Origin of the sequence: Frankia sp. R82 (assembly GCF_023716925.1) — a bacterium.
In the GTDB taxonomy this organism is placed as follows: Bacteria; Actinomycetota; Actinomycetes; order Frankiales; family Frankiaceae; genus Frankia.
Genome location: NZ_JAMQQG010000043.1, coordinates 66224 through 89514, shown reverse-complemented (window position 1 = coordinate 89514; position 23291 = coordinate 66224). Strand labels below are relative to the sequence as shown.

23 protein-coding genes and 1 pseudogene are annotated in these 23291 nt (G+C 69.3%); 14 read left to right on the top strand and 10 right to left on the bottom strand.

From position 1 onward, the window contains the following. Window positions 1–344: hypothetical protein (locus tag ND747_RS29325; RefSeq protein ID WP_285900326.1), on the top strand; the 344-nt coding region annotated here is incomplete at its 5' end. Window positions 345–1420: 1076 nt separating this feature from the next. Here ND747_RS29325 and ND747_RS29320 read toward each other — a convergent pair. The 6 genes and pseudogenes from ND747_RS29320 to ND747_RS30080 form a co-directional block, all read right to left on the bottom strand. Continuing rightward, entirely contained in the window at window positions 1421–1930 is a 510-nt protein-coding gene (locus tag ND747_RS29320) for a hypothetical protein (RefSeq protein ID WP_308204603.1), read from the bottom strand. Beyond that, on the bottom strand, window positions 1851–2189 hold the full coding sequence (locus ND747_RS29760; RefSeq protein WP_308204602.1) for a hypothetical protein: 339 nt from the start codon (window positions 2187–2189) through the stop codon (window positions 1851–1853). Before ND747_RS29760 ends, ND747_RS29320 begins: the two co-directional genes overlap by 80 nt. A gap of 298 nt (window positions 2190–2487) precedes the next feature. After that, window positions 2488–3414 carry a TIGR03619 family F420-dependent LLM class oxidoreductase gene (locus ND747_RS11140; RefSeq protein WP_251733440.1) on the bottom strand — a complete coding sequence of 309 codons (927 nt, stop codon included), beginning with the start codon at window positions 3412–3414 and terminating at the stop codon, window positions 2488–2490. After that, a complete protein-coding gene (locus ND747_RS11135; RefSeq protein WP_251733439.1) occupies window positions 3386–4117 on the bottom strand; it encodes a CoA transferase in 732 nt (243 codons plus the stop codon). The genes ND747_RS11140 and ND747_RS11135 overlap by 29 nt, the downstream gene beginning before the upstream one ends. Before the next feature lie 43 nt (window positions 4118–4160). Further along, window positions 4161–5204: pseudogene (locus ND747_RS11130) on the bottom strand (CoA transferase); the annotation flags it as partial. Window positions 5205–5259: 55 nt separating this feature from the next. Beyond that, a complete protein-coding gene (locus tag ND747_RS30080; RefSeq protein ID WP_374216207.1) occupies window positions 5260–5595 on the bottom strand; it encodes a CoA transferase in 336 nt (111 codons plus the stop codon). A 741-nt stretch (window positions 5596–6336) separates the two neighbouring features. Between ND747_RS30080 and ND747_RS11125 the strand changes: the two genes are divergently transcribed. From ND747_RS11125 to ND747_RS11095, 7 genes are all read left to right on the top strand, one after another. Continuing rightward, window positions 6337–6609, top strand: a complete 273-nt coding sequence (locus ND747_RS11125; protein WP_251733438.1) for a 2Fe-2S iron-sulfur cluster-binding protein — start codon at window positions 6337–6339, stop codon at window positions 6607–6609. Between the two features lie 100 nt (window positions 6610–6709). Continuing rightward, entirely contained in the window at window positions 6710–7465 is a 756-nt protein-coding gene (locus ND747_RS11120) for a hypothetical protein (protein WP_251733437.1), read from the top strand. Between the two features lie 27 nt (window positions 7466–7492). Next, on the top strand, window positions 7493–8767 hold the full coding sequence (locus ND747_RS11115) for an acetyl-CoA carboxylase biotin carboxylase subunit family protein (protein ID WP_251733436.1): 1275 nt from the start codon (window positions 7493–7495) through the stop codon (window positions 8765–8767). Continuing rightward, window positions 8764–10008 carry an acetyl-CoA carboxylase biotin carboxylase subunit family protein gene (locus tag ND747_RS11110; protein WP_251733435.1) on the top strand — a complete coding sequence of 415 codons (1245 nt, stop codon included), beginning with the start codon at window positions 8764–8766 and terminating at the stop codon, window positions 10006–10008. Before ND747_RS11115 ends, ND747_RS11110 begins: the two co-directional genes overlap by 4 nt. After that, window positions 10005–11303 (top strand): biotin carboxylase, encoded by a 1299-nt coding sequence (locus ND747_RS11105; protein ID WP_251733434.1) that lies wholly within the window; start codon window positions 10005–10007, stop codon window positions 11301–11303. Before ND747_RS11110 ends, ND747_RS11105 begins: the two co-directional genes overlap by 4 nt. Beyond that, entirely contained in the window at window positions 11296–12600 is a 1305-nt protein-coding gene (locus tag ND747_RS11100; RefSeq protein ID WP_251733433.1) for an MFS transporter, read from the top strand. Before ND747_RS11105 ends, ND747_RS11100 begins: the two co-directional genes overlap by 8 nt. 318 nt (window positions 12601–12918) lie before the next feature. Next, complete coding sequence (locus tag ND747_RS11095; RefSeq protein WP_374216209.1) at window positions 12919–13719, top strand: crotonase/enoyl-CoA hydratase family protein; 801 nt, start codon at window positions 12919–12921, stop codon at window positions 13717–13719. A gap of 20 nt (window positions 13720–13739) precedes the next feature. Here ND747_RS11095 and ND747_RS11090 read toward each other — a convergent pair whose 3' ends face one another. The 3 genes from ND747_RS11090 to ND747_RS11080 all read right to left on the bottom strand — a co-directional run bounded on the left by ND747_RS11090 (window position 13740) and on the right by ND747_RS11080 (window position 15090). Then, window positions 13740–14420: a sensor domain-containing protein gene (locus ND747_RS11090; protein WP_251733431.1), complete on the bottom strand. Its 681-nt coding sequence runs from the start codon at window positions 14418–14420 to the stop codon at window positions 13740–13742. 74 nt (window positions 14421–14494) lie between these two features. Continuing rightward, window positions 14495–14728 carry a hypothetical protein gene (locus ND747_RS11085; protein ID WP_251733430.1) on the bottom strand — a complete coding sequence of 78 codons (234 nt, stop codon included), beginning with the start codon at window positions 14726–14728 and terminating at the stop codon, window positions 14495–14497. Then, a complete protein-coding gene (locus ND747_RS11080; protein WP_374216208.1) occupies window positions 14725–15090 on the bottom strand; it encodes an ArsR/SmtB family transcription factor in 366 nt (121 codons plus the stop codon). The genes ND747_RS11085 and ND747_RS11080 overlap by 4 nt, the downstream gene beginning before the upstream one ends. 318 nt (window positions 15091–15408) lie before the next feature. On the opposite strand from ND747_RS11080, the gene ND747_RS11075 reads away from it, so the two are divergent. The 5 genes from ND747_RS11075 to ND747_RS11055 all read left to right on the top strand — a co-directional run bounded on the left by ND747_RS11075 (window position 15409) and on the right by ND747_RS11055 (window position 20115). Beyond that, window positions 15409–15636, top strand: coding sequence for a hypothetical protein (locus tag ND747_RS11075; RefSeq protein WP_251733428.1), 228 nt, complete (start codon window positions 15409–15411; stop codon window positions 15634–15636). A 76-nt stretch (window positions 15637–15712) separates the two neighbouring features. Further along, on the top strand, window positions 15713–15928 hold the full coding sequence (locus ND747_RS11070) for a hypothetical protein (protein WP_251733427.1): 216 nt from the start codon (window positions 15713–15715) through the stop codon (window positions 15926–15928). A gap of 570 nt (window positions 15929–16498) precedes the next feature. Then, the gene (locus ND747_RS11065; RefSeq protein WP_251733426.1) at window positions 16499–17500 is read left to right on the top strand and encodes an LLM class flavin-dependent oxidoreductase; all 1002 of its coding nucleotides are present in this window, start codon (window positions 16499–16501) and stop codon (window positions 17498–17500) included. Window positions 17501–17972: 472 nt separating this feature from the next. After that, complete coding sequence (locus ND747_RS11060) at window positions 17973–19028, top strand: hypothetical protein (protein ID WP_251733425.1); 1056 nt, start codon at window positions 17973–17975, stop codon at window positions 19026–19028. Between the two features lie 112 nt (window positions 19029–19140). Continuing rightward, window positions 19141–20115 carry a universal stress protein gene (locus ND747_RS11055; RefSeq protein ID WP_251733424.1) on the top strand — a complete coding sequence of 325 codons (975 nt, stop codon included), beginning with the start codon at window positions 19141–19143 and terminating at the stop codon, window positions 20113–20115. A 50-nt stretch (window positions 20116–20165) separates the two neighbouring features. Here the strand turns inward: ND747_RS11055 and ND747_RS11050 are convergent, their stop codons facing one another. Then, on the bottom strand, window positions 20166–21308 hold the full coding sequence (locus ND747_RS11050) for an esterase family protein (protein WP_251733423.1): 1143 nt from the start codon (window positions 21306–21308) through the stop codon (window positions 20166–20168). Between the two features lie 858 nt (window positions 21309–22166). Between ND747_RS11050 and ND747_RS11045 the strand changes: the two genes are divergently transcribed. Further along, window positions 22167–23060, top strand: a complete 894-nt coding sequence (locus tag ND747_RS11045; protein WP_251733422.1) for a polysaccharide deacetylase family protein — start codon at window positions 22167–22169, stop codon at window positions 23058–23060. The last annotated feature ends 231 nt before the right edge of the window (window positions 23061–23291 follow it).

The following is a 23291-nucleotide window of genomic DNA, read 5'->3' as shown; positions in this document are numbered from 1 at the left end:
GTGCCCTGGAAACCCTGAGCACCCTGCGTCCCAACGCCAACATCACCCTGGAAACCCTGAGCACCCTGAGCACCAGCCGTGCCCTGGAAACCCTGAGCACCCTGCGTCCCAACGCCAACATCACCCTGGAAACCCTGAGCACCCTGAGCACCAGCCGTGCCTTGCGGGCCTTGCGGGCCTTGCGGGCCCTGCTTTCCCTTGTCGTCACCGAAGATATCGATATTCTTCGCAACTCGCACTGCGGAACCCGTTGCCCCATTGGGGCCGGGAACCTGGAGCGTGTGTTGCACCACTCCACTGCCAGTCGGGGCAGCGATGGCAGCAATGCCCTGACCGGCCCCTAGTAGGCCCAGAAGGCCACTTGTCGCTGTCGCCAGGAAAACAGCCCTGACAACATTTTTATTCAAAGACTGATGATTCACGACAGCCATCTCCGTTTACGTGCGTGGGAATTTTTCTTTGCCAGTGGAAGATTTGCTCTGTACGGTTTTCGGCCCGAGGCCGCCGCCGGCACACAACTACCGCCCGGTCAGCCCCTGACTTGGAATCCACTGCATCCTTGGGCATATCCAAGCGATGCCCCGTCAGTGACAGGACCGGCTGAGCAGTGTTCGGAATCGGTCCGGGCAGCCCGGCCTCGGGCATACGAAGAGGTAGGAAGCGCGGCGGCGGGACCAGAGCACCGCGACCGGTAAGGGACCTACAAGAATCGGCTAAACATTTCTTCCGATCCTGGATATGAGTAAAAGTCCGTCCGACAGGGCGCCGATCCGGGGGGACGGCAACAAACGGTCAATCTACCCTGGGGTGGGTTCCTTCCGTCTCTTGTGATGACACGGTGGATGAGAAAACTGATATCCTTCCCACCCGTGGCGCACACGGTCACGCCTCTCCCTTCAGGCATCTCGGCGGCATCGCATGTGTTCGTCTGGTTACATTAAACGGTTGCGCGGCGCAATATATGACTGGTGCATCTTTCGCTATCAGAACGGACTTCTTCGATGACTCGATGGCCGGCCCGATGGCCTCCATGAATACCAGGCCGAAGGAACGGTGCGCGCGCAACGCGCCGACGAAGGATTGACCCGGCGAGGCAGCCCAGAGACCAGGCGCCACATAACCACGAGTCCGCAGTCCGACTGGCCAAAGGCGGCAGAAATGCGCGGCCAACGCCAGGTTCCACGGGGACTTCCAAAGATCAGACCGACCTGCCATCCGGTGACGTTCCGTGAACCCGACTCACTACGCGCCCCGGACGACGCACCGTGCGAAAGCCATCCAACAAAGTCGGAGGTCGCCACGTTGTCCGGCCTGGTCACGCAGCCACCCGGCGTTCACGGGTCGAAGGCGAGGCGATAGCCAATCAATGCCAGGATTTTATCGGGGCTCAGGGCCGACTATGGATCCGGATTGATATATGTTAGCCGACCGGCGGGTTGATGGCGTAGTTCCAGCCGCCATGAAAATCATGTCTGCTGATCGGTATGGCCTTCTTTTCCTGATCGGTCATTGCGATCTTCGTGGGATAGTCAGCAGGGTCAAGCTCGCAGCGGACGGTGAGATCGGCGGTGGTAGTCGTGCTCGCGATGAGGCTGACGATGACCCAGGCGGAGTTGCCGGCGAGATCGTAGACGCCGTAGGGAATGGCCTGGCCATCCGCCAACTGGGGAAAGTCGTGGCTATTGACCTGCGTGGGCTCGCCGGTACGGTGCCACTCCCGGCCTGCCTGCCCGAATCGTCCGACCAGCTCCTTCTTCTTCGTATCGACGCTGATCGCAGGGTCACCGGCAGCCAGGAACTCGGCCGCGGTGCCGTTGAGGGAGCGGAACTGGGCATCGCGGTCCGGCTCGCTACTGCGTGCCTTCCAACGACTTACGGGTCGACCGCAGACGGTAGCCCTGAGCGCGCAGGACCTGTGCGACCACGAAATGACTGACCGTGTGCCCCTTCCGGGCCAGCTCCCGGGCCAGGTGCCGCGTCGACTTCGTCGCCCACTGCAGCGGCGACTCCGGATCCCCGCGGGTTTCCGGTTCGACCAGACCATCAAGCGCCTCAGAAAGACCAGGGTTCGCGATCTCCGCCCGCCACCAGCAGCCCGCACCCGCGTCGACGCACCCGGCTCGGCGTCCAGAGCGGAGCCCCCCCCCCCGGAACGCGCCTCCGCCGCCAACGCAAGGCGCCGGTCCCACTCGTTCAACCGAGGCAGCAACACGTCCAACCGCGCCGCCATCGCCGCGAAATCCCCCGACCGGTCAACCGTCACACCCCGGCCCTACCCAGACAACCACACCAGAAAATCACACGCCAAACAAGAAAACCAACTTATTTCATTACGACTCCTCGTGGACCGGAAATTGCTGCCGGTGGCAACGGCACAGGCCGGGGCGGTGGCACGTCTCCCCTCCTGGAACACCGGTCAGCCCGGATCCTCCGTACCAGTGGAGCGCCGTACGGCCCACCCGTCGGCGGACCGGGTCGGATGGCCGCCTACTGCGACCCGGCGGTCTGGGCGGTCTCGGCGCGGACGGCGGGCAGGACATCCTCGAGCAGGCGGGCCACGACGTCGTCGGGATCCCCGGTGCCGGGAGCCGGCATGAAGACGAAGTGCCTGACGCCGGCGGCGACGAAATCCTGCAGTTTGCGGGTCACCTCTTCTGGTGTGCCCACCGCGGCGACATTGTCGATCATGGTACGGAAATCCTGGTCGTAGTTGCCGCCGATGGTGCGGGCAGCCTCCTCACGAGCGCGCGTGCCGTTCTTGTCGACGTTGACGAAGACGAAGACGTGGTATTCGAAACCAGTCAGGTCACGTCCGGCTTCGGCCGCCAACGTGCTGATGGTCTGAACCGATGCCGCATACCGCCGCGGAGAGTACAGGTAGGGCATCCACCCATCACCGACCAGTGCCGCTCGGCGCATCGCCCGTTCCCTGCGGCCGGCGATGACAATGGGCGGGCCACCCGGCTGCGCGGGTGCGGGGTGGATCCTCACGTCGTCCATGGCGTAGAAGGGCCCGTCGTGGGTGATCTCCTCGGCCGTCCACAGCCGGCGCAGCAGCGGGATCGCCTCGTCCAGGCGACGGCCGCGTTCGTTCAGCGGCACCTGGCAGGCGCGGAACTCCTGCGGATATTCCCCGCCGATGCCGACACCGAGGGTCAACCGGCCGCCGGTGGCCCGGTCGAGGTCCGCGACCTGCTTCGCGATGATCGCCGGCGGGTACAACGGCAACAGCAGAATGGACGTGCCCAGGCGCACCCGCTCGGTCACCGCGGACAGCCGTGCCAGGGTCATCATCGCCTCGGTCGAGGGGTTGCGGGAGGCGATGTGCCCACCTGTCCACAACGAGTCGATGGGCAGCTCGTCGAAGCGGGCGGCTCGTTTCAGCTCACCGCCGACGACAAGACCGACCTTCACCTGCTGGGGCACCGCACCCGTCACCGGACCGCCTCTCGGTTCCCTTCCTGCGTGGTCGGCGCATCCCCCGCCTCTTTCGTATCCCCGCATCTTTCGTGTCCCCCGCATTTTCCACGCCTTTGGTGAACGGGGCGAGGATCGCATCGGTGTCGGCGCCGAGGACGGGGCCGGGACGGACCGGGCCGCCGCCGCTGCCGCCGCGTCCGCCGGCGGAGAAGCGCCACGGTGGACGGAGCACCCGTTGACGTCCCAGCACTGGGTGTTCGACGTCGACGAACGCCTGGCGGGCGGCGAGATGCGGGTCGGCGGCAAGATCCGCGAAGGACAGCACCGGTTCGGCCGGGACGCCGGCGGCCTGCAGGATCGCCGCTGCCTCGGCCGCCGTCCGCGGGCCCGTCCAGGCGCGGATGGCGTCGTCGATCTGGTCGATGGCGTTGCGCCGGGCGGCCGGGGTGGGCAGGGTGAGTGCCCAGTCGTCGCGGCCGAGCACTGTGCACAACGCCGTCCACTGCCCCTCGTCACCGACCGCGAGCGCGAGCCAGCCACCCGCGCCGGTGCCGGGCGCGTTCCCGCCGTGCTCGTTTCCGCTGCCGCAGGGGTAGACGTCGTGGGGGGACATGGTGTGATGACCGTTGCCAAGGCGCTGGTGCCAGGCAACACCGGCGACGTGGGCCAGTACCGCGTCGGGGGCACTGGCGATCACGACCTCGCGGGAGGACAGGTCGAGGTGCTGGCAAGGTGTCGACCACCACGTCGACGCGGGCGGCGATCCGGCGGGCAAAGGCCAGCGCGTCCGGCTGCGTCAGGTCGAGCTTCAGTGATCGTTTGTTCAGGTTGAGCTCGTTGAAGATCGGCGATGCCTCGAGGCTGTCGTAGCGGACGAGGAATCCGTACCGGGCAAGGTCGGGGCGCCGGGTCGACTCGACCTTGACGATGTCCGTGCCGAGGAAGCCGAGCAGCAGCGTTGCGTACGGGCCGGCCGCCGCCCAGGTGAAGTCGAGCACCCGCACGCCGGCCAGCAGCCGCCCGGACTCGCCGCCGCGGCGGCGGGCCCGCCGCTCGTGCGCCTCGCGGGGCACGAAACCGGTGGACGAGCCAAGCCGCGGGGCCGGCCGCACCGGCAGCGTCGATGCCGAGAACCGGTAGGGCGGCCCGGGAATGCGCAGCCAGTCGTCCGCACCGCGGCCGGCGCTCCCGCTTTCGGCGACACCATTGATGCCGACGTCGCGAAAGAAGCCGCAGTGTGCCAGCTGTTCGTCGTCGAGCAGGTCGGCGGGCTCGGCGAAGATGCCGGCGGGGGCACCCACGGCCGCGAGGATGCGCGCGGCCTCGCGCCTGGGCCGTGCCTCGCTCCAAGCGCCCAGCGCCTTCTGCAGGCCGGGCACGTCAGCTGCCCGCTCCTGCGCGCTCGCGAAGCCGACCGCCCGGAACTCGGCGCCGTCAGGGGTGGCGAGCAGCCGCTCCCAGTGTTCGTCGCGCAGGCCGACGACCTGGATCCAGCCGTCCGGGCAACGTTGCATCCCGCCGACCGGGTAGCGGGACCGCTCCCGGCCCACGCAGATGGCGTCGTTGAGAAACCGGTCCAGCCGGGTGCGGTTGAGCGTCAGCAGCGACTCCTGGATCGACACGTCCACCCGCTGGGCGCTGCCGAGCTGGATCGGCGCACGCTCGGGAAACTGCTGCCAGCCAAGGCCGCTGGGCAGCGTCGAGCCCTCTCCGCAGGCGTGGAACAGGGTGAGGTGATGGGCCTGATGGCTGCTGCGCGGGCCGGTTGCGCCGAACGGCCGCACATTCACCACGGCCGTGTCGGGAATCCGCGCGACCAGCGTGCCGAGCCGGACAGGATCAAGATCGGTGACGACCAGATCGGCCGCCGCGGCCAGGTCCACGATCGCACTGTCCGCGCCGGACAGCACGACACTGCGCTTGCCGGCACGGAGGTAGACGATAGACGAACCGGGCGCTCATCCCCGCGGCGGTGCGAGGCTCCACCGTGCGCAGCACGTGCCCACCGGGCGGCTCCACCAGCAGCACCTCAGCGCCAAGATCGGCGATGATCCTGGTGCAGAAGCTCACGGCGACGCTCTCGCCGATCTCGATGACCCGCCAACCGGCCAACGGCCCGGCGCCAGACAGCTCGGTGGTGGACTGCCCGGCGGCCAACGGTCCGGAATCCCTCACGTCCGCTCAGTCCTGGCCATGCTCCGCAGCCTCCCTGCCGGTGCTGACACCCGGTGCCCTGCCGCCCGGATGCGAGGCGACCGAGCGGAGCGCGGTCCACCGACCCTGCGGCCCGTACGCCGTCATCTGGCTCCGGCACCCAGCCCGGCAGACCTCGCCCTGACAATCCCATCACCGGCGGCCCGACCGCGGCGGTTCGGCGGCCGAGTACGACCATGTTGCTCGCAAACCGGGCAACGTCGGCGGACGGGATCGGTGCCCGGCGAGCGTGTCGTCTGCTCGACAGAAACACAACGTCGCGTCAGCCGGCCATCCTCGCGATGCCGCGTAAAGTCATTGATGCAATCCCGTTACCGGCCGATGACAGGATGGGCACGAAGTGAGCGGCCACCCTGCCCGGCCAGCGGGCGGGAGGTTACACAAGCCTCCCTTCGAACAGCGGTAAAAGCAGTACCGGCACGCTCCTCACCGTCGCCCGCGGGCGACGCCCGAGGGCGCACCACCTGCCCTCGCGCGGAACATCTCGGACCGCTTTTCCGGGCACCAGGACGATCCCGGGCAGAGCCATGCGGACCGTAACCACCAAGGCTATCCAAGGGGGGAACCAGTGCTCCCGTGCATGGGAGCACCGAGCAGGACCGTTGGAGGAGTCGCTGTGCAGGGAGTTGCAAAAAAAGCCGTTGCTGGTTCCCCACACGGCCGTTCGGCCGCCCGTTTGACACACCCGTATGGAGGTGCCGCATGCCAACGCTGAGATTCCTCAGTGCCGATGAAAAGGTCGACTTCGATGATTACGTCGATCTGACCGAGATGGATGACATCATCACGTTCGGCTGCAGGTCCGGCCGCTGCGGAATCTGCGCCGTGCGGATCGTGAGCGGCGCCGAGAACCTGTCGCCGCGGACCTCGCGGGAAGAAAGCCTCTTCGATCTCCTCGGCGAGGACAGCCCGACCATGCGCCTGGCCTGCCAGAGCCGGGCCTACGGCGACGCCGTCCTCGACGAGGTCAACTGAGCCCGCCCCGCCATCCGGCACCCCCGCCGGTCAGTACCACCCCCACCAGCCAGCGCCACCCCTACCGACACCGCTCTTACCAGCACATTTGGAGATCCGCATGGAGACCACGAACCGCCTCACCCACAGCGCCCTGCTGCGTCGCAAGCCGTTCCTCGCCCCCCGTGACAGTGCCCGGGCCAAGCAGGAGATCGATGCCTTCCTGGACGGGAAGATCGAACAGTGGAACGCGACCGTACCGTTCGCGCGGCATCTCGAGGGCACCGACATCCACCTGCAGTACTACCGGCAGACGCTGGTCGAGCATGCCTGGCGCATTCGCCTGATGCGCACCGCGCAGTCCTACGCCCTCCACAAGATCACTCGCGTCAACGCCGAGGCGGCCAAGCTCTACGCGGCCTACCAGGACGAGGAGATGCTGCACGACGTCCTGTTCATGAAGGACGCCGAAAAGGTGGGGCTGTCGGCGCAGGACATCTTCGCGACCGAACCGAGCCTGTACACCCGGCTGCTGGCCGGCTACCTGTACTTCGTCGCGGAGCACGAGAAGATTCTCGGTGTCATCTGTTACAGCTATCTGGTGGAGTACACCACCCAGAAGATCACCCCGAAGCAGATCAAGGCCATGTCGACGTCACTGGGCAAGGACATGATTGTCGGCCAGGCCGCACACCTGAACACCGACCTCGTCGAGGACCACACCCAGGACATGTGGGATATTCTCAGCCTCTTCGTGGAGAGCGAGCAGGACCTCGTCGACATCAGGCGGTACTTCGATGAGATCCAGGAGCTGCTCCGGCAGTTCTTCGTGGATCTGTACGAGCGTTTCGGCAGCGCCGAGCCGAAGTCGGCCTGACCCGCGTCCTCGAGAACGGATGTCGACATGACCGGGAATCCAGGCTTTCTCATTCTCTCGCACCAGCTCAAAACCATGGTGCCGTCGCTGGTCGATGCCCTGCGCCGACGTGGGATCACCCCCTACGTCCTGTCGTCGCGTCCCGCGCAGGACACCGGGGCGCCGGACTGGCGCCCGCAGGTCGCCGCGCTGCACGTCACCGCTGACCACGCTCTGCGCCACGCCGACATCGACGCCCTGCTCGCGCGGCTGTCGGCGGAGGGCGTCCGGCTGCTGGGCTGTATCAGCGTCTGGGACGCCTACCGGGAACTGATGGCTCATGCGAATCGGCTGATCGGCGCCGGTGACCTGACCGAGCAGTCCGTCTGCCTGCTGCGGGACAAGCTGGCGATGCGGGAGCGGCTGCGCGAGCACGGGTTGTCGCAGGTAGGTGCCTGGCCGTTCGACGCGCGGCGGTTCGCCGCGCTGGGTGACCCGTCCCGGTACTTCGTCAAGCCGCGCACCGGGTTCGCCTCGCTCGGCGCACTGCGCGCGGACCGGCTCGACGACGCCGCCGAACCGCAACGGCTCTGGGATCGGGCCGCCCGCGACGTCGCCTATGCCGGCGCCTTCGAGGGCACCCCGGCGTTCCTGATCGAGGAGTTCATCGACGGCGTGGAATGCAGCTTCGAGGTCAGCGTCGAGCAGGGTTCGGTGACCGTGCACGCGGTACACGAGAAGGTCGACCTGCGCGCGGCCGGGCGCACGGTGTTGGAGAACGCCTGCGTCTGCCCGCCGACCTCGTTCGGCGCCGCGGTGGTGGCGCGCGGCGTCGACCACGTCACGCTCGTGCTGAAGGCCCTGGCCGTCGACACCGGCGTGTTCCACGTCGAGGCGCGGCACACCAGCGCCGGAGCCTGGGAGATCGTCGAGGTCAACCCGCGGGTCGGCGGCGCCTGCATCGTGCCCAGCACCCGGCTGCACAGCGGTGTGGACCTGCTCGGACGGTGGATCGACCTGTTGCTGGGCGACGCCGCCGGGCCACCTGCCGGCGAACCGGCGGACGACCGGATGCGTCGGACGTTCTTCCGGGTGTTCTTCGGCGAGCCGGGCCGCCGGGTCGCCGGGCTGACCCGCCGGCCGGGGCGGATCGGGGTCGTCGAGGACAGGGTGTTCGTCCACGAGGACGACACGCTGCCCGACGTCGACCGGGAGATCTTCGTCGGCCAGGCGCTGTGGGACGTCACCGACCTCGGCCCCGACCTGCCGGCCGACTTCGTCGTCGAGACCGAGTCCTATCTGGAGATCGGCTACCGATCATGAACATCGTCATCCTGCATCGCATCCCGTTCACGAAGATCCGCTACGACCTTGCGGTCGACCATCGCCGCCACACCGTCCGCTACCTGAGCACGACGGGCACGACCGACGGTCTGCCGCCCGGCGCGCACAGCCGGATCCTCGCCACCCCGACCACGGACGTCGACGCGCTCGCCGCCCGGCACGCCGACTGGCTGGGCCCGGCCGACCGGCTGATCGCCCGTTCCGAGCACGACCTGCTGCCGGCGGCTCACCTGCGTGAACGGTTCGCCATCCCCGGCGACCGACCCGCCGACATCGCGCCGCTGCGCGACAAATGGCTGATGCGCACCCTGGCCGCGGACGCCGGCATCCCCCAGCCCGCGTTCTGGAGCGCCGCGGACTTCCGCCGCACCCCGCCCGCCACTGCCGCCACCACTTACCTGATCAAGCCCCGTCTGGAGGCGTCCAGCACCGGCATCCAGACCGGCGACGCACGCCAGATCCTCGCCCGCCTCGCCCGGACGAACGGGGACGGGGACGGAGTCGCGGCCGACGTGTTCGTCGAGGAGTTCGTGCCCGGCGAGATCTGGCATCTCGACGGCTATCTGCGCCACGGCACCATCCGCGCGGTGACCAGCAGCGTCTACGTCGGGGACTGCCTGAACTTCGCCCATGGCAGCCCGCTGGGTTCCGCGCAGACACCCGACGAGCCGGGCGCGCTCGCGCTGCTGCGCCGCATCCTGGCCGCGCTCGGTCAGCGCGACGGTGCCTTCCACTGCGAGCTGATCCGGACCCCGGGCGGCCGGTTCCTGTTCCTGGAGACGGCGGGTCGGGTCGGCGGCGCCGGCGTCGCGGAGACGTTCGAGCTGCGCACCGGCATCAACCTCTACCAGCGCGACCTGGCCCACCAGCTGGTCGGCGGCACGCACCATCCGGCCGGCGAGACCGGTGCCGTCGAGGAGCCCCCGGTGCGACTGTCGGCGCACTGGTACGGCTGGTTCGTCTTCCCCGCGCACCACCACGCCCAGGATGCCCCGGACACCAGCATCAGCTTCGACCCGGACCGCTTCGCCGGGCGCCTGGTCTCCTACGTCCACAACGAGCGCCCCGCGGCGAAGGCGGGCGAGATCAGCTACGCGGCGGCGGCGACACCGCTGTCCGGGGTGGTCCGCGGCACCCCGCGGCAGCTGCGGGACACCCTCGCCGAGATCTGCAGGCGGTCAGGACCGCCTGCGCAGGCGACCGCTCTGGAGCCGGTATGAGCGCCGCGTGCTTTGTCCTCACCGGCTACAACAACACCCGCGTCTACGACGTCGCGAAGCTGCGCGACCTGTGCCACCGCGAGTACCGGGCACGCCTCGTCCTGGTCACCGACCGGCCAGGGCCGCAGGACGCCGCCGCCGCCGACGTCGTGATCGCCGCTGCGCTCGGCCGGCTCGGCCGGCTTCCCCCGAACGGCACCTCGGACGCCCCACCGAGCCCGGCCGGCGTGGCCGGGCAGGTGGCGGCGGAGCTGGCACGGCGCGGTCTGCGGCCGATCGGGGTACTGCCGTTCTCCGACCGCGGCGTCGTGTTGGGTGCGCAGCTGGCCGCGCGGTTCGGACTGCCCGGTGCCGAACCGGCGCAGGCCGCGAGCGGCCTGGACAAGCACCGGTTCCGTGCGGTCGAGGCCGCGGCCGCGGCCCATCCGACGGGCTACACGCCGCTGCGCAGCCAGGTCGTCCAGACGCTGGCCGAGTTCGAGGCCGCCGTGGCGCGGTTCGGCGGCTCGGCGTTCGTCAAACCGACCAGCGAGGGCAACAGCCGCGGCTGTCAGCTCGTCCCCACCCTCGCCGCCTGCCCGGCCCTGTGGACGGCCCTGGCGCCGTACCACGACCGCGGGGTGCTGGTGGAAACCCTGGTGACCGGCGCCCGCGAGTACAGCTGGGACTTCGTCGGTGGCACGCGCTGGCTGACAGCGAAGCACACCACTGCGGGACGGTTCCGCGCCGAGTTCCAGCAGATCGTCCCGGCGCCGCTGGACGAGGTGCAGACCGCCCTGCTCGACCAGGCCGGCGCCCACGTCCGGCAGCTGGTGTCACCGACCAACGGCGCGTTCCACACCGAGCTGTTCCTGCTGGAGCAGGGCGTCGCCACGGTCGAGACCAACCTGCGCCCCGGTGGCATGCACATCTGGGATCTGGCCAGGCTCGCCTTCGGCGGCTTCGATCCCTGGCGGGAATGGCTGCGCTGGTCGACCGACGGTCAGCTGCCCTCGGCTCGTCCGGTTGCCCAGGCCGTCAGCGGCATCCGGATGCTGCGCGCGCCCCGCGACGGCGTCGTCGGGTCGATTCCGGACGTCGCCGCCGTCGCCGAGCGGCTCGGCATCCCGGTGCAGGACGCGGAGCTCTGCGTGTCGCCCGGGCAGCAGGTGCGCGCCGAGGTCGCGGACAACGCCGGCTTCGTCGGCCACATCATCCTGGTCGCTGACGACGCCCCGACCCTGCTGGAGCGCCTGGACCGGCTCAGCGCCGCCGTCGAGGAACGGATCGACGTCGCGGGGAGTGGGCGTGAATAGCTGGCGGCTGCGGGTGTTCCTCGGCGCCCGGGTCCTGTCGACGCTGGGTGATCAGGTGCTGCAGTTCGCAGTCCCATTGATCATCTACACCGCGACGGGCAGCGTGTCGCTGGCCGGGTTCGCGTTCCTGCTCGAATGGCTGCCGCGGCTGAGCTCACTTCCGCTGGCCGGGGTGCTGTCCGACCGCTTCGGTGGACGCCGCGTCTACGCCGCCAGCGACAGCATCCGGGCAACGGCGTGCCTGGTCACCGTCCTGGCGCTGAGCCGGTGGCCGGGGCACGCCTTCGGCCTGACCACGGCGCTCATGGCACTGTGCGCGTTCTGCTACGCCCAGACGTTCATCGCGCTGGAGTCGACCATCCCGCAGGTGGTACCCAAGGAGGATCTGGCGAAGGCGCAGAGCGTCCTACAGATCATCAACAGCGGGTCGAGTGTGTTCGGTCCGGCGCTGGGTGGGCTGATGCTGCTGTGGGTGTCCCCGACCCAGCTGCTGTGGGTGAGCGGGGTGGCGTTCGCGGTCGGTGCCTGCGGCGTTCCCCTCCTACGTGGTCTCGGCACGCTGGCCTCGGATGCCCCACGCACCTCGGATGCCCCACGCACCTCGGATGCCGCAGGCGGCGCGGTGGGCGGGCGGCGAAGTGTGGGCGGGCGGCGAAGTGTGGGCGGTGACCTGCGGGTCGGCATCCGCAGTCTGGCCGGGGCGCCGATCCTGAGGTCGCTGGTCGGGCTGACGATGGTCGCCAACCTGATGGTGGGTCTTGCCCTGGCGACCGGGGCGCCCCTGACGATCGGGCGCTTCCACCAGCACGACAGGGTTTTCGCGACCCTGCAGATCACGGTGGGGATGTTCTCGGTGGTCACCCTGCTGTTGCTGACACCGTTGTTGCGCCGTCTGTCCATCTACCAGGTCGGCGTGCTGTCGTTCCTGCTCAGCGCCGCCGGTGCGGCCCTCGTCGGCGTCGCGCGGCTGTTCCCGTTGTACGTGCTCGGCTATGGCCTGTGCATCGGCATGACCGGCCTGTTCAACGTCTTCATCCGGGTCGAACGGCTGCACTGGATCGCCCCGGCCGAGCGGGGCCGCGTCATCAGCCTGATCGTGCTGCTCAACCAGAGCACGCTGCCCCTGGCCGGTGGGCTGGTCGCGCTGGTCGGCGGCCGGTTGCCCGTGCAGCTGCTGTTCCTCGCCGTCGCGGCGTTGGCCTGGCCCGCATACGCGCTGCTCCTGCGTCCGCTGCGCACGCAGGCGATGACGGCGCGCCCCGCCGCCGACCCCGCGCCGGCGCCGGTGGCGTCGTAGGCCGCCCCTCATCCCCATCACCGACCCCCATCACCGACCCGCTCGGGCCGCCCATGAGGTCGCCGCTCGATGTGTGGTTGCTGATCCCGCCAATGACCGGGCCCACCGACCGAGCATCGACGGATGACCCACGACAGCCCCGCTGATCCACGAGAGGTCGCCTGGACGGGATCGGCTGCGGCGCACCGTCCCCGGCACTGCCGTTCACTGGACGGCCAGGCCCTCGGTGGGTTGAGGTGCCAGAGGCGACACCCCGACCCGCAGATGGCAGATGGCAGATGGCGGATCGCGGTCGGGTCGAGGGAGACGGAGATGACGATGTCCGAGGTGCCGGTGGAGTCCGAGGTGCTGGTGGACCAGGACGGCGTGATCCTCACAGTGACGCTGAACCGGCCGCACCGGCGCAACGCGCTGACCTACACGTCGTTCCGCCTACTCGCCGACGCCTGGGACCGTGCGGACCAGGATCCGGACATCCGGGTCATCATCGTCACCGGCGCCGGCGGCAGCTTCTGCTCAGGGATGGACCTGCAGGCCCTGTCCGACCGGCAGAGCACGGGTCGTGTCGCCGTGTCCGCCGAGGAGTCCCGCGTCTACGACGCGCTGCTGCGTGACCGCCGCCCCCGCCAGCCGCTGATCGCCGCGGTGGAGGGCAACGCGCTGGCCGGCGGCGCCGAACTGCTGCTCGGCACGGACATCCGGGTCGCCGCCGAGAACGCCCGGTTCGGGCTGCCGGAGGTCCGCTGGGGCCTGTACGCCGAAGGCGGCGGCGCCGTCCGACTCCCCCGGCAGATTCCCGTTGCGGTCGCCGCTGACCTGCTGCTGACCGGACGGACCATCACCGCCGTCGAGGCCCGCGACGCCGGCCTGTTCAGCCACCTCGTCCCGGCCGGCCAGAGCCTCGCGAAGGCGCGCGAGCTGGCCACCCTGATCGCCGCGAACGGCCCGCTGGCGGTGGAGGCCGTCGTGCGCACCCTGCGCGAAACCCTCACCCTGTCCGAGCAGGATGCCTACGCCCACGACCATCCCTACGCCACCGCCGTCAACCAGTCCCTGGACGCCCAGGAAGGCCCGGCCGCCTTCGTCGCCAAGCGCACCCCGCTCTTCCGCCGCCACTGACCCACGGTCGGACGACCTGGTCAGCGCCGCAGTGGTCCGGCCTCGTCGAGAACCTGCCTGGCGGCGGTGAGCGGGTCCAGATAGAGGCCAAGGAGGTTGTGTGCCGCTCCCGCGTGAGCCCGTGCCACACCGACCACGAGGTAAGCGGCGAGGCAGGCAAGGACGAAGAACACCGCCGAGGCCATCAGGGCGGCCGGAAAGCTCCCGATCCACACGCCGCATCCACCGTCCGACATGTGCGGCCCGTTCGGCAGGTATCCGATGATGACGCCGTGATCGTGAACGCCGGTGTCCTCCCAGGTCTGAGGGATAGACCAGTACCATAGCGGCAGAGCAATCATCGCGACAAAGCCCAACCAGACCGCGAGTCCCACCGTGTCGATGATCAGTAGGGGAATAAACAGCACGAGCAGATAGACACAGTCACGAAGGGTTGCGGGATCGGACCATCGGGTCCTGAGCTGGGCCAGCAGACCTGGGCGGATGACCTGCCGATACGCCGGCAGAATCCGGATACCCACCAGCAGGGCCCGGAGCCGCTCGAACTGTGCGCAACCGCGGATGATGCCGGCCGCGCCAACGAGGAATGGCAGCCCGAGCCAGATGATGCTCAGCGAGCCACCGAGAGCCAGCGCCGTGAGCGAGATACCGAACAGAACGGTACCGACAACGAGATAGCTGCCCAGATAGGCGGTCGCCACCCAGGGACCCGCAGAGAAGAACATGCGCAGCGGGTTGGGGTGGATCCGCAGGCGGCCATGCGAAGAATCAGGCGTCATTCCACACTCCTGAGTATGTTCTCGACCACATCGATCTTGGCGTCGAGCTCGTCCAGCCTCAGCAGAAGCGACTCCTGACTCTCGACCGCCTGCTCGGCCAGCTTGCGGTAGCTGGCCATCGCCACCGCGTCGGCCCGGTGGCGCTGCAGGGTGAAGTACGAGATCACGCTCACCGAGACACCACCAATGACGATCAGGACGATGACGATGGCGATGAGACCGCCACTCACCTCGGGTTCTCCTTCCGGTTGGGGGATTCTTCGCTGCTGTTCGGGGGGTCGGCGCTCGAACCAGCGGCCAGTTCGTCCGCGCGTATCACGTCAAGAATCACATCCACGGTGATGTGCAGGTCGAAGGCAGCAAGACTGAAGTACTTCATCGCTTTGCCATCTGACGACAGCTCGAGGGCCCCGCGCACAATGCCGGCCTTTTCCAGCCGGTCGAGATGCATGTAGAGCAGCGGTCGAGACAGGCCCAGCCGGCGGGCCAGCTCACTCACATGAACCCGGCCGCCGGCGAGCTCCGCGATGATGCGCAGCCGTTGCACGTGGCCCACCGCGGCGAGCAGCGCCAGGAGCTCCTCACTGGTCAGAACTACTCCCCGATGATCGAAACTTCACCTGTAAGAAAAACTTTACAGGTGTTTGGTCGATCTGTCATCCCAGCCTGGCTGTCGCCCGCTCCCGGCCCACCGCGGTCGGCGATCTCCGTCGTGGTTCTCGGCAGCTGTAGGACTGTTCGGGTGGTGTGGACACCACGGATCGGCGGCGGCCGATCGTGCTCATCAGCCATGTGGACGCCGACCGCGCCTGGGCGGCCCGATCGCGGCAGCCCGGCTGCGCGCCCGACCGGCGTGGACGGCCACAGACCTGGCCGACCAGCTCGCCGACCAGCTCGACCTACTCAGCGCATGCTTCGCCTTCTCGGTATGCACCCCGGCGTCGAGATGAGCGGGCCTGCGGCAGCCGCGCTGGCCGCCGCAACGCCAGCCGAGGCGGACCGGGCCTGCGGGCAGCTCCTGGCGGCCCGACTGCTGACCGAGGCCGGACTGGACCGCTACCGGTTCCACGACCTGGCGCGCGCCTTCGCGTACGCCCGCGCCGAGGCCGAGGAGTCCGAACCAACGCGCGGCGCATGACATCTACACGGACCCCGGGGATCGACCAACCCGTGTACGAACCACATACCGGGAATACCACCTGCTCACCGGACCGGTGAGCGCTGCTCCGATCCTGCCGGCCGCGGTGCAGTGGAGATGCGCGAGCCTGTGGTGGCCCCGGGACCGATCCTGGCTTGTCGCCACCGAGATCGACGGCTACCTCACCTACCTCGGCGCCAGCCACACCGCGATCGACACCATCCTCGCCGATCCCGCCCTCGACGCCGTCACCGCCCACCCCGCCACCCCGCTCGACCCCAGCTACGGCTGACCTCCACCCGGCCAGAAGGCCTCTGCTGCTGGAGACGCCTCGGGTGCTGGAGGCTGCTCGGGCGAGGGCGGCGATCGCGAACCAGGAGACGCCGTGAAAGCCGGCGATCAGGTTGTCCCGGCCGACGACGGCGAGGATGGAGGATGAGGGTCACGACGGCGATGCCGATCGCGGCGCCGGTTCGGCGGTCGAGCTGTTCCTGACCGCCTACGGCCCGCCCCGTTCCTGAGCGACCTTTCCTTGACGAAGTGGATGTCCGTCGCGTCGGGGTGGTGGGCGGCCGACGCCATCGCAGGCCCGGAGGAGACCTCGGGCCCCGACACGGAGGCTGGCCGCTGGCAGTCGCCGAGGCCCCGCCGCCGGCCTGCCTGGCGCCGACCGGCGCCGTCCCGCTCGTCCATACTGCTGGGACATACCTGACACCGCTCTCTCCCGACGACCCGCACCGGAAAGCCGCCCGGTGACCACGCACGGCCGCAGCAGGCGGAACCACCTGGCCGGCTGGCCGGCGCGTGGGCCCGCACCGGGCGACCGACCGCGGGCCGGAGAGGCAAGGAATCGGAGACCGTTATGGAACAGACGGGCGTCTTATTCTCGCTCCGTTTCGACTTCCGCAACCCTGACTTCGCCGGCACCGTCATGGCCGACCGCTACGCGGCCGGACTGGACATGGCCACCTGGGCCGATCGGCTCGGCGCCCACAACATCGTGATCTCCGAACACCATGCCTCGGCGGACGGCTATCTTCCCAGCCCGGTCCCGATGCTCGCGGCGCTGGCCGCGCGCACCACCAACACCCGGCTGATGGTCGCGGCGCTTCTCGCCCCTTTCCACGATCCGCTGTCCCTGGCCGAGGACCTGGTCGTGCTGGACCATCTGAGCAGGGGGCGGGTCGACGTTCTCCTCGGCGGCGGCTACGTACGCGAGGAGTTCGCCATGTTCGATGTTCCGCTGAAGGAACGGCCAAAACGGGTGACGGAGGCGGTCGCCACCCTGAAGGCGGCGTTCACCGGCGAGCCGTTCGAGTACCGGGGCCGGACGGTCCAGGTCACGCCCGCGCCGTTTCGCCGCGGAGGGCCGACGGTGCTGCTCGGCGGTACCAGTGAGCCGGCCGCGCGGCGGGCCGCCCGGATCGCGGACGGATTCCTGCCCGGGGTGCCGGAGGTCTGGGAGTTCTACCAGGACGAGCTGAGCAAACTCGGTCGCCCGGATCCGGGCCCCTGCCCGATCAGCGACAACCGCCTCATCTTCCTCGCGGAGGACCCGGAGAAGGGCTGGGAGCAGGCGGGTCCCTACTTCCTGCACGAGACCAACAGCTACGGCGCCTGGCAGGCCGAGAACAACGTGGCCTCGCCCTACCGGTCCTTCGACTCGCTGGATGAGCTGCGCGCCAGCGGACAGTACGCGGTTCTCACCCCCACACAGCTCGTCGAGGAACTGCGCGCCACGCCGTTCCCGTACGTCCTGTTCCATCCGCTGTGTGGCGGAATACCACCGGAGCTGGGCTGGTCGAGCCTTCACCTGTTCGAGCACGAGGTTCTCCCGGCCTTCGCCCCGGGCAGCGCGGGCTGAGATTTCCCCGGCGGGGCGGCCACCCATCGTGTGATCCCAACGGCCGCCCCCGCCGGATCCCGCCGGGACATGTCTGCGGCAGATCGCGCTCCGCCGGCCTTGCACCACCAGCGACTGGCCCTGCACCACCAGCGACGGAACGCGGCAGCCAGGATGGCGGTGAACCGGAGAGGCCCAGGTTCCGTCGCACCAGATGACCGACCAGACCCACGACAACGTCGATGGGGGCTTCACCCGTGCTCAGAGCAGGGCCCAGGGCGGGTCGGGGCAACCCGGGGCACGATGGTCCGGTCGGCACGGCCGCTGGGCGTCACCCTTCGTCGGGCCAGGTTTGCGTGGCGACCGACAAAAGGAGGGCCGAACGACCCCCCAAGGCGGACCGGAGGTCCCGGAGAGGTGGGCTGGGGATGTCTTGGACCCGCGTCCCCGAACAAGCAGGCTGCTGCCACAGGCAACCTTCCGTGGAGGGACGATGCAGCCGGACATCTTCGGGCCCGGTACGGGAACCGATACGAGCGGTGTTCTGACGCCAGGTGCCGTCGGCTGGGCGGTCGGTGTTGCGGCCATGGCGCCCTCGTTGCACAACAGCCAACCGTGGTTGTTTCACTGGAACGGATCGGATCTTGAGGTGCACGCCGACTGGTCGCGGCAGTTGCCGGTGATCGACCCGGATGGCCGGCAGCTCCTGCTCTCCTGTGGGGCGGCGCTGTTCCAGGGTGCCCTGGCGATGCGAGCTCTGGGGCGGACCGCCGAGATCACCCTGGCGGACGAGGTCGGCGCCGGGATTCCGCTGGCCTGCATCCATGGTGCGACCCGGGACGAGCGTGCACCCGGTTTCGAGGAGTGGGCGTTGGTGAACGCCGTCTTCGAGCGGCGCACGACCCGGGCGATGTTCAACGCCCGTCGGGTCCCGGCCTCGCTGCTCGCGGACCTCACCGACGCCGTCTCGTTGGAGGGTGCCCACCTGCATGTCGTCGCCGAGGGCGACACCACGCAGGTGACGGCGTTGGCGCACACCCTGGCACTGGCCGACCGTGCCCAGCGTGCCTCGCCGCATTACCGCCGGGAACTACAGGAATGGACCCGGCCGGCGGGAGACGGCACGCCGGATGGTGTGCCGCAGGTCGCGGCAGGGGCCCGACGGCCGGTGCCGGAGCCGGAGCCGGGGGAGTTTCTTCAGCGTGACTTCGGCTCGGACCGTCTGTGGCAGGGACCACCGGAACATCCCACGATCATGCTGCTCAGCGCCGAGGACGATCAGCAGTCCCTGCTGCGGGCGGGGATGGCCCTGGCCCGGCTGCTGCTGGTCGCCACCGCGGCCGGCGCGAAGGCCAGCCTGCTGAACCAGGCCGTCGACCTCGCGGGGTCCCGGGAGATGGTGCGCCGTCACACCCGGACCCCGGCGCTTCCCCAGGTGTTGTTGCGCCTGGGCTACACCGACGAGGTGGCCGCACCGACCCCGCGCCGGCCGGTCACCGAGATCCTCATGACGTCCGACCCCTGCACCTGGGCGCCCAGCCCCCGCTGACCGGCCGGCGTGGGCGACCGGTCAGCGGGGGCTGCCGGGTGCCCGTGCGGCGCATCCGTGATCGACAGGACGACGGACCGACCATGGCGCACAGCCATGGCGGGAACGGGAGATGATCGCAATGGTGGGGATCGTGGTGGGACTCGACGGTTCCGCGGGCTCGACGGCGGCGTTGCGATGGGCGATCGACGACGCTCGCCTGCGTGGATCGGACGTGCGTGCGGTCCTGGCCTGGGCGGCGCCCGACCGGCCGGACGAGGTGAACGTGTCCGCGCAGTCCCCGCTTCTCGAGGATCTCGCCGTCGCGGCCCGGCGGCTGCTGCACCAGACGGTGCGCGGGGTGTCCGCCGAGGCCGTGTCACCCGAGGCCGGGTCACCCGAGGTTCGGGCCGTCCGGGTCGTGGAGCGTGCGGTGTACAGCACCGCGGCCCATGCACTCCTGCAGGAGTCGCTCGATGCCGACCTGCTGGTCGTCGGCACGCGCACGCGACAACTGCGACGCTATGTGATCGCCGGATCCGTCGGTGACACCTGTGCCCACAAGGCGTCCGTCCCGGTCGTCGTCGTGCGCGAACCGGCGGAAGGCCAGTCGCTGACCGCTCGTCCCGTCCTGGTGGGCGTGGACGGTTCCGCGGCGTCCCTGGCAGCGCTGCGATGGGCGGCACGGGAAGCGGACATGCGCGGCGTTCCGTTGCGGGTGCTGTACGCCCAGCCCCGGGAGCTGGCCGGGCGGCTGGTTTTCCCTGGCCCGCTACCAGGGCGGAGCCGGCCGACCGGCACCGCGACGCTGGATTACAGCGCCACCGCATGTCGGGCACAGCTCGACGAGCTTCGGCTCACCCCCGAACTCATCAACGGGGACGCCGCGACCGCGCTGATCCACGAGGCCCGGCACGCCCAGCTGCTCGTGATCGGCGTACGCGGAACAGGCGGCTTCCCCGGGCTGACCCTCGGCTCCGTCGCCCACGCGTGCGTCGTCCGATCACCGTGCCCGGTCGCCGTGGTAGGCCGCGGCTGGTCCGAACAGCAGCCACCTCCCACCCGCACGGTGACGGACCTGACCGCCGGCCGGGAACAGCACCCGTGACACCGGACGGCGACGACACCTGAGCCGGACGGTCCGAGCTCCCTGTTCGATCAGTCTGTTCCCTGGATGACGGGCGGGGTGAGCGGGGCCGGCAGGTACTGGGCGAGCCAGTCGACGGCGGGGGCGAAGGCCGCGGACCAGACTCCCCAGTTGTGGCCGCCGTGGCCGGTGATGACGGTGGTGGTCGGGAGTGCCCGACAGTATCGACGCAGGGTCTCGGTCATCGCCTTGGCTTCGGCGACGGCAGGCGGATCGCCGCCGGAGGCGAAAAGGTAGAGCGCGGGGGCCTCGGGAGCGTGGTAGCGCACCCACCAGAGGGGTGAGTTGATCCGGCGACCGAACCGTGCGTCGAGGTAGAGCGCCGACGTACCAGGATCCTCGGCGGCGTTGAAATAGCCGGACAGGCTGGCCGCGGCCGCGTAGCGTTCGGGATGGTGCAGGGCGATGTTCGTCGCGCAGAACCCGCCGGTGGAGATGCCGAACGTCGCCCAGGAGCGGGCCGGCAGTACGCGAAAGCCGGCTACGACGTCGTCGAACACGTCGATGGCAAGGTAGGTCTCGAACTGCGGCCCGCGCACGGCGTTCACACATTCCGAGCTGGTACCCCCCTGGTACACCTGGGGAATGACGAGGACCATCGGTGGGATCCGGCCGGCAGCGATCTCGGTTTCGAGACGGTTCTGAATGGACATGTTTCCGGGAAACGTCTCCGGTGAGCCGGGAAAACCGTGGAACACCTCGAGGGCGGGGAATCGCTGGTCGGCCGGCCCCCGGAAGTAGCCGGCCGGCAGGTAGAGCAGTCCGTGATGACTCAGACCGCTGTGGGCACCATGGAAGATGACCGACAGCATTTCACCCTTGCCGTGGCGTGCCGCATGGCGTCCGGCAGCCAGCCAGTTCGCCGTCAGGACGTCGACGCCCGAGGCACTCTGCGGTCGTACCGGAACAGCAAGGGAGTGTTCCGTCCCAGGGTTGCCGAGCAGGTCCGACAGCGATGTGTAGAACCCGAACTCATGGTTCACCTGAGCCATCGCGATGACCGCACCCACCGACATGATCAGGATCATGCCGATGACACGACCAGGAACGGCCGCGACCCGTGGCCACCGGTTCCAGGCTACGTAGACGGCCACCAGACAGAGCAGACCGAGCACGTAAAGCATGACGAGAAACGGCCAGGTGGTGATCCGCACCGAGGCCCCCCTTCCCTCTCCCGCACCCGCAGGTCAGGAAGTGAGAAGCATCACATATCTTCCGATCTGTCCCTGTCGGAGCTTGTTGTCGGCGTTGAGAGTACCCGGCACCACCTTGCCCCAGCTACAGCCCTTCCACATCCTTCTGCGGCAGAGATGCTCCGTGCAGAGATGCTCCGTGCAGAGGGGCGTCACGGGCCGAATGGCGGGCGGGTCGGCCGGCGCTCCCGCGGACGCACCAGCCCCGCCCCCGCTGCCAGAACCCCATAACAGACGGCGCGAAGTTCACCTAAGCGGCTATTTACTATCAAGTCGGGCACGTTCGGGTGCTGTGACGTGGTCGGACGCCGGAAAGCCGCAGATCCGCAGATCCCAGGACGTCGTCGGACCGACAGCCGCGACCTCCCCCTCCGGAAGATCGGGCTTCGGGCTTCGCACCCTCGCCACGACGATGGGCGGCGACATGTCCCGGACGGGCAAGCCCATGTATGACGGCGAAGGATGAAAGGCTTTTCGGGAACCAGCCCGATCCTGCGCTCGTCGCCGCGTCGAACGCCCCAGCCATCATCACTCCTCCCGCCAGCAGGTTGCCGCAGGCCACGAACGCATCCGCAGGCACCGGTCCACCCGCCACTGCCCGAGATGGACGTCAGAGCCCATGTCGGGCCGGGTGCAACGGCCGCCGACGGATTCGCCGACCCGCGTGTCCAACCGCGCCTGAGCACACCGGGTACCCGGGAGGTGCGTGGGGTGCATGTCGGATCTCCGGCGGTGACTCGCGGCCGCCCATGGTAAAAACCGGGTGGGCTCAAGGGGGGCGGGGACGTGCTGGCATCTCGACGTCAGCTGATCGCTGGCATGGCCATCGGGGCTCTGACCGGCTGCGCGGCGCACGGTTCCAGCGCCTCCGGACGCGGCGGGCAACCGATCCCGGCGCCCGCTCGGGGCGGGCCCCGGATCGGGGCGGATCCCGGCGGCCCGACCATGGTTCCCGCCGGAGCCCCCGCGACACCCGGTGGACTGTCGATGGCGCCCGGCACGCCGAGCCGCGCTGCGATCGTCGCCCGCTACGAGGGGCTGCTTCCCCACGCCTGGGGGCTGCACCTGCCAGGGATGATGGACACACTGCCCATGGGCGGCAGGACCCTCGCGCTCACCTTCGATGCCTGTGGCGGCCCGGGAGGCGGCGGCTACGACCACGGGCTGGTCACCACGCTGCGACGGTACGCCGTGCCGGCGACCCTTTTCCTCAACGCCCGGTGGATCGACGCCAACCGGCCGGTGTTCGCCGACCTCGCCGCCGACCCGTTGTTCGAGATCGCCAACCACGGAACCCGGCACCGCCCGCTGTCGACGTCGGGCCGCTCGGCCTACGGAATCGCGGGAACCCGAGACTGCGGCGAGGTCTTCGACGAGGTGGCCGGAAACCACGCCAAGCTCACCGCGCTGCTCGGTGCGCCGCCACGACTGTTCCGTCCCGGCACCGCCTTCTGCGACGACGTCGCGGTCCGCATCGTCGGCGACCTCGCGGAGACAGTGGTCGCCTTCGCGGTGAACGGCGACGGCGGCGCCACCTTCACCCCGGCCCAGGTTTCCACCGCCCTGCTCACCGCCCCGCCCGGGTCGATCGTGATCGGGCACATGAACCATCCCGGCCGTGGCACCGCCCGCGGGGTGGCCGCGGCGCTCCCCCGCCTGCTCAACGCCGGCTTCCGGTTCGTACACCTGCCCGCGCCCCCGCACGGGCCATAACCGCGTGGACGCCATCCACCGCCCCGTCGGACACGAACAAGGAAGGGCGACCGGATCGATACAGGCGGCGGATCGAGCAGCTCAGAATCTCGTCGGAAACACTGCGCCCGTGGCGGGGAGCTCCCAACCCCGGTCGGGAAGAGCGAATACCGGCATGGTCAGTGCTCCGATCCTTTCCTCTCGCCGGGCAGGGCTCCTCCTGGCGGACAGGGCCGTTGGCGCCCTGGCGGT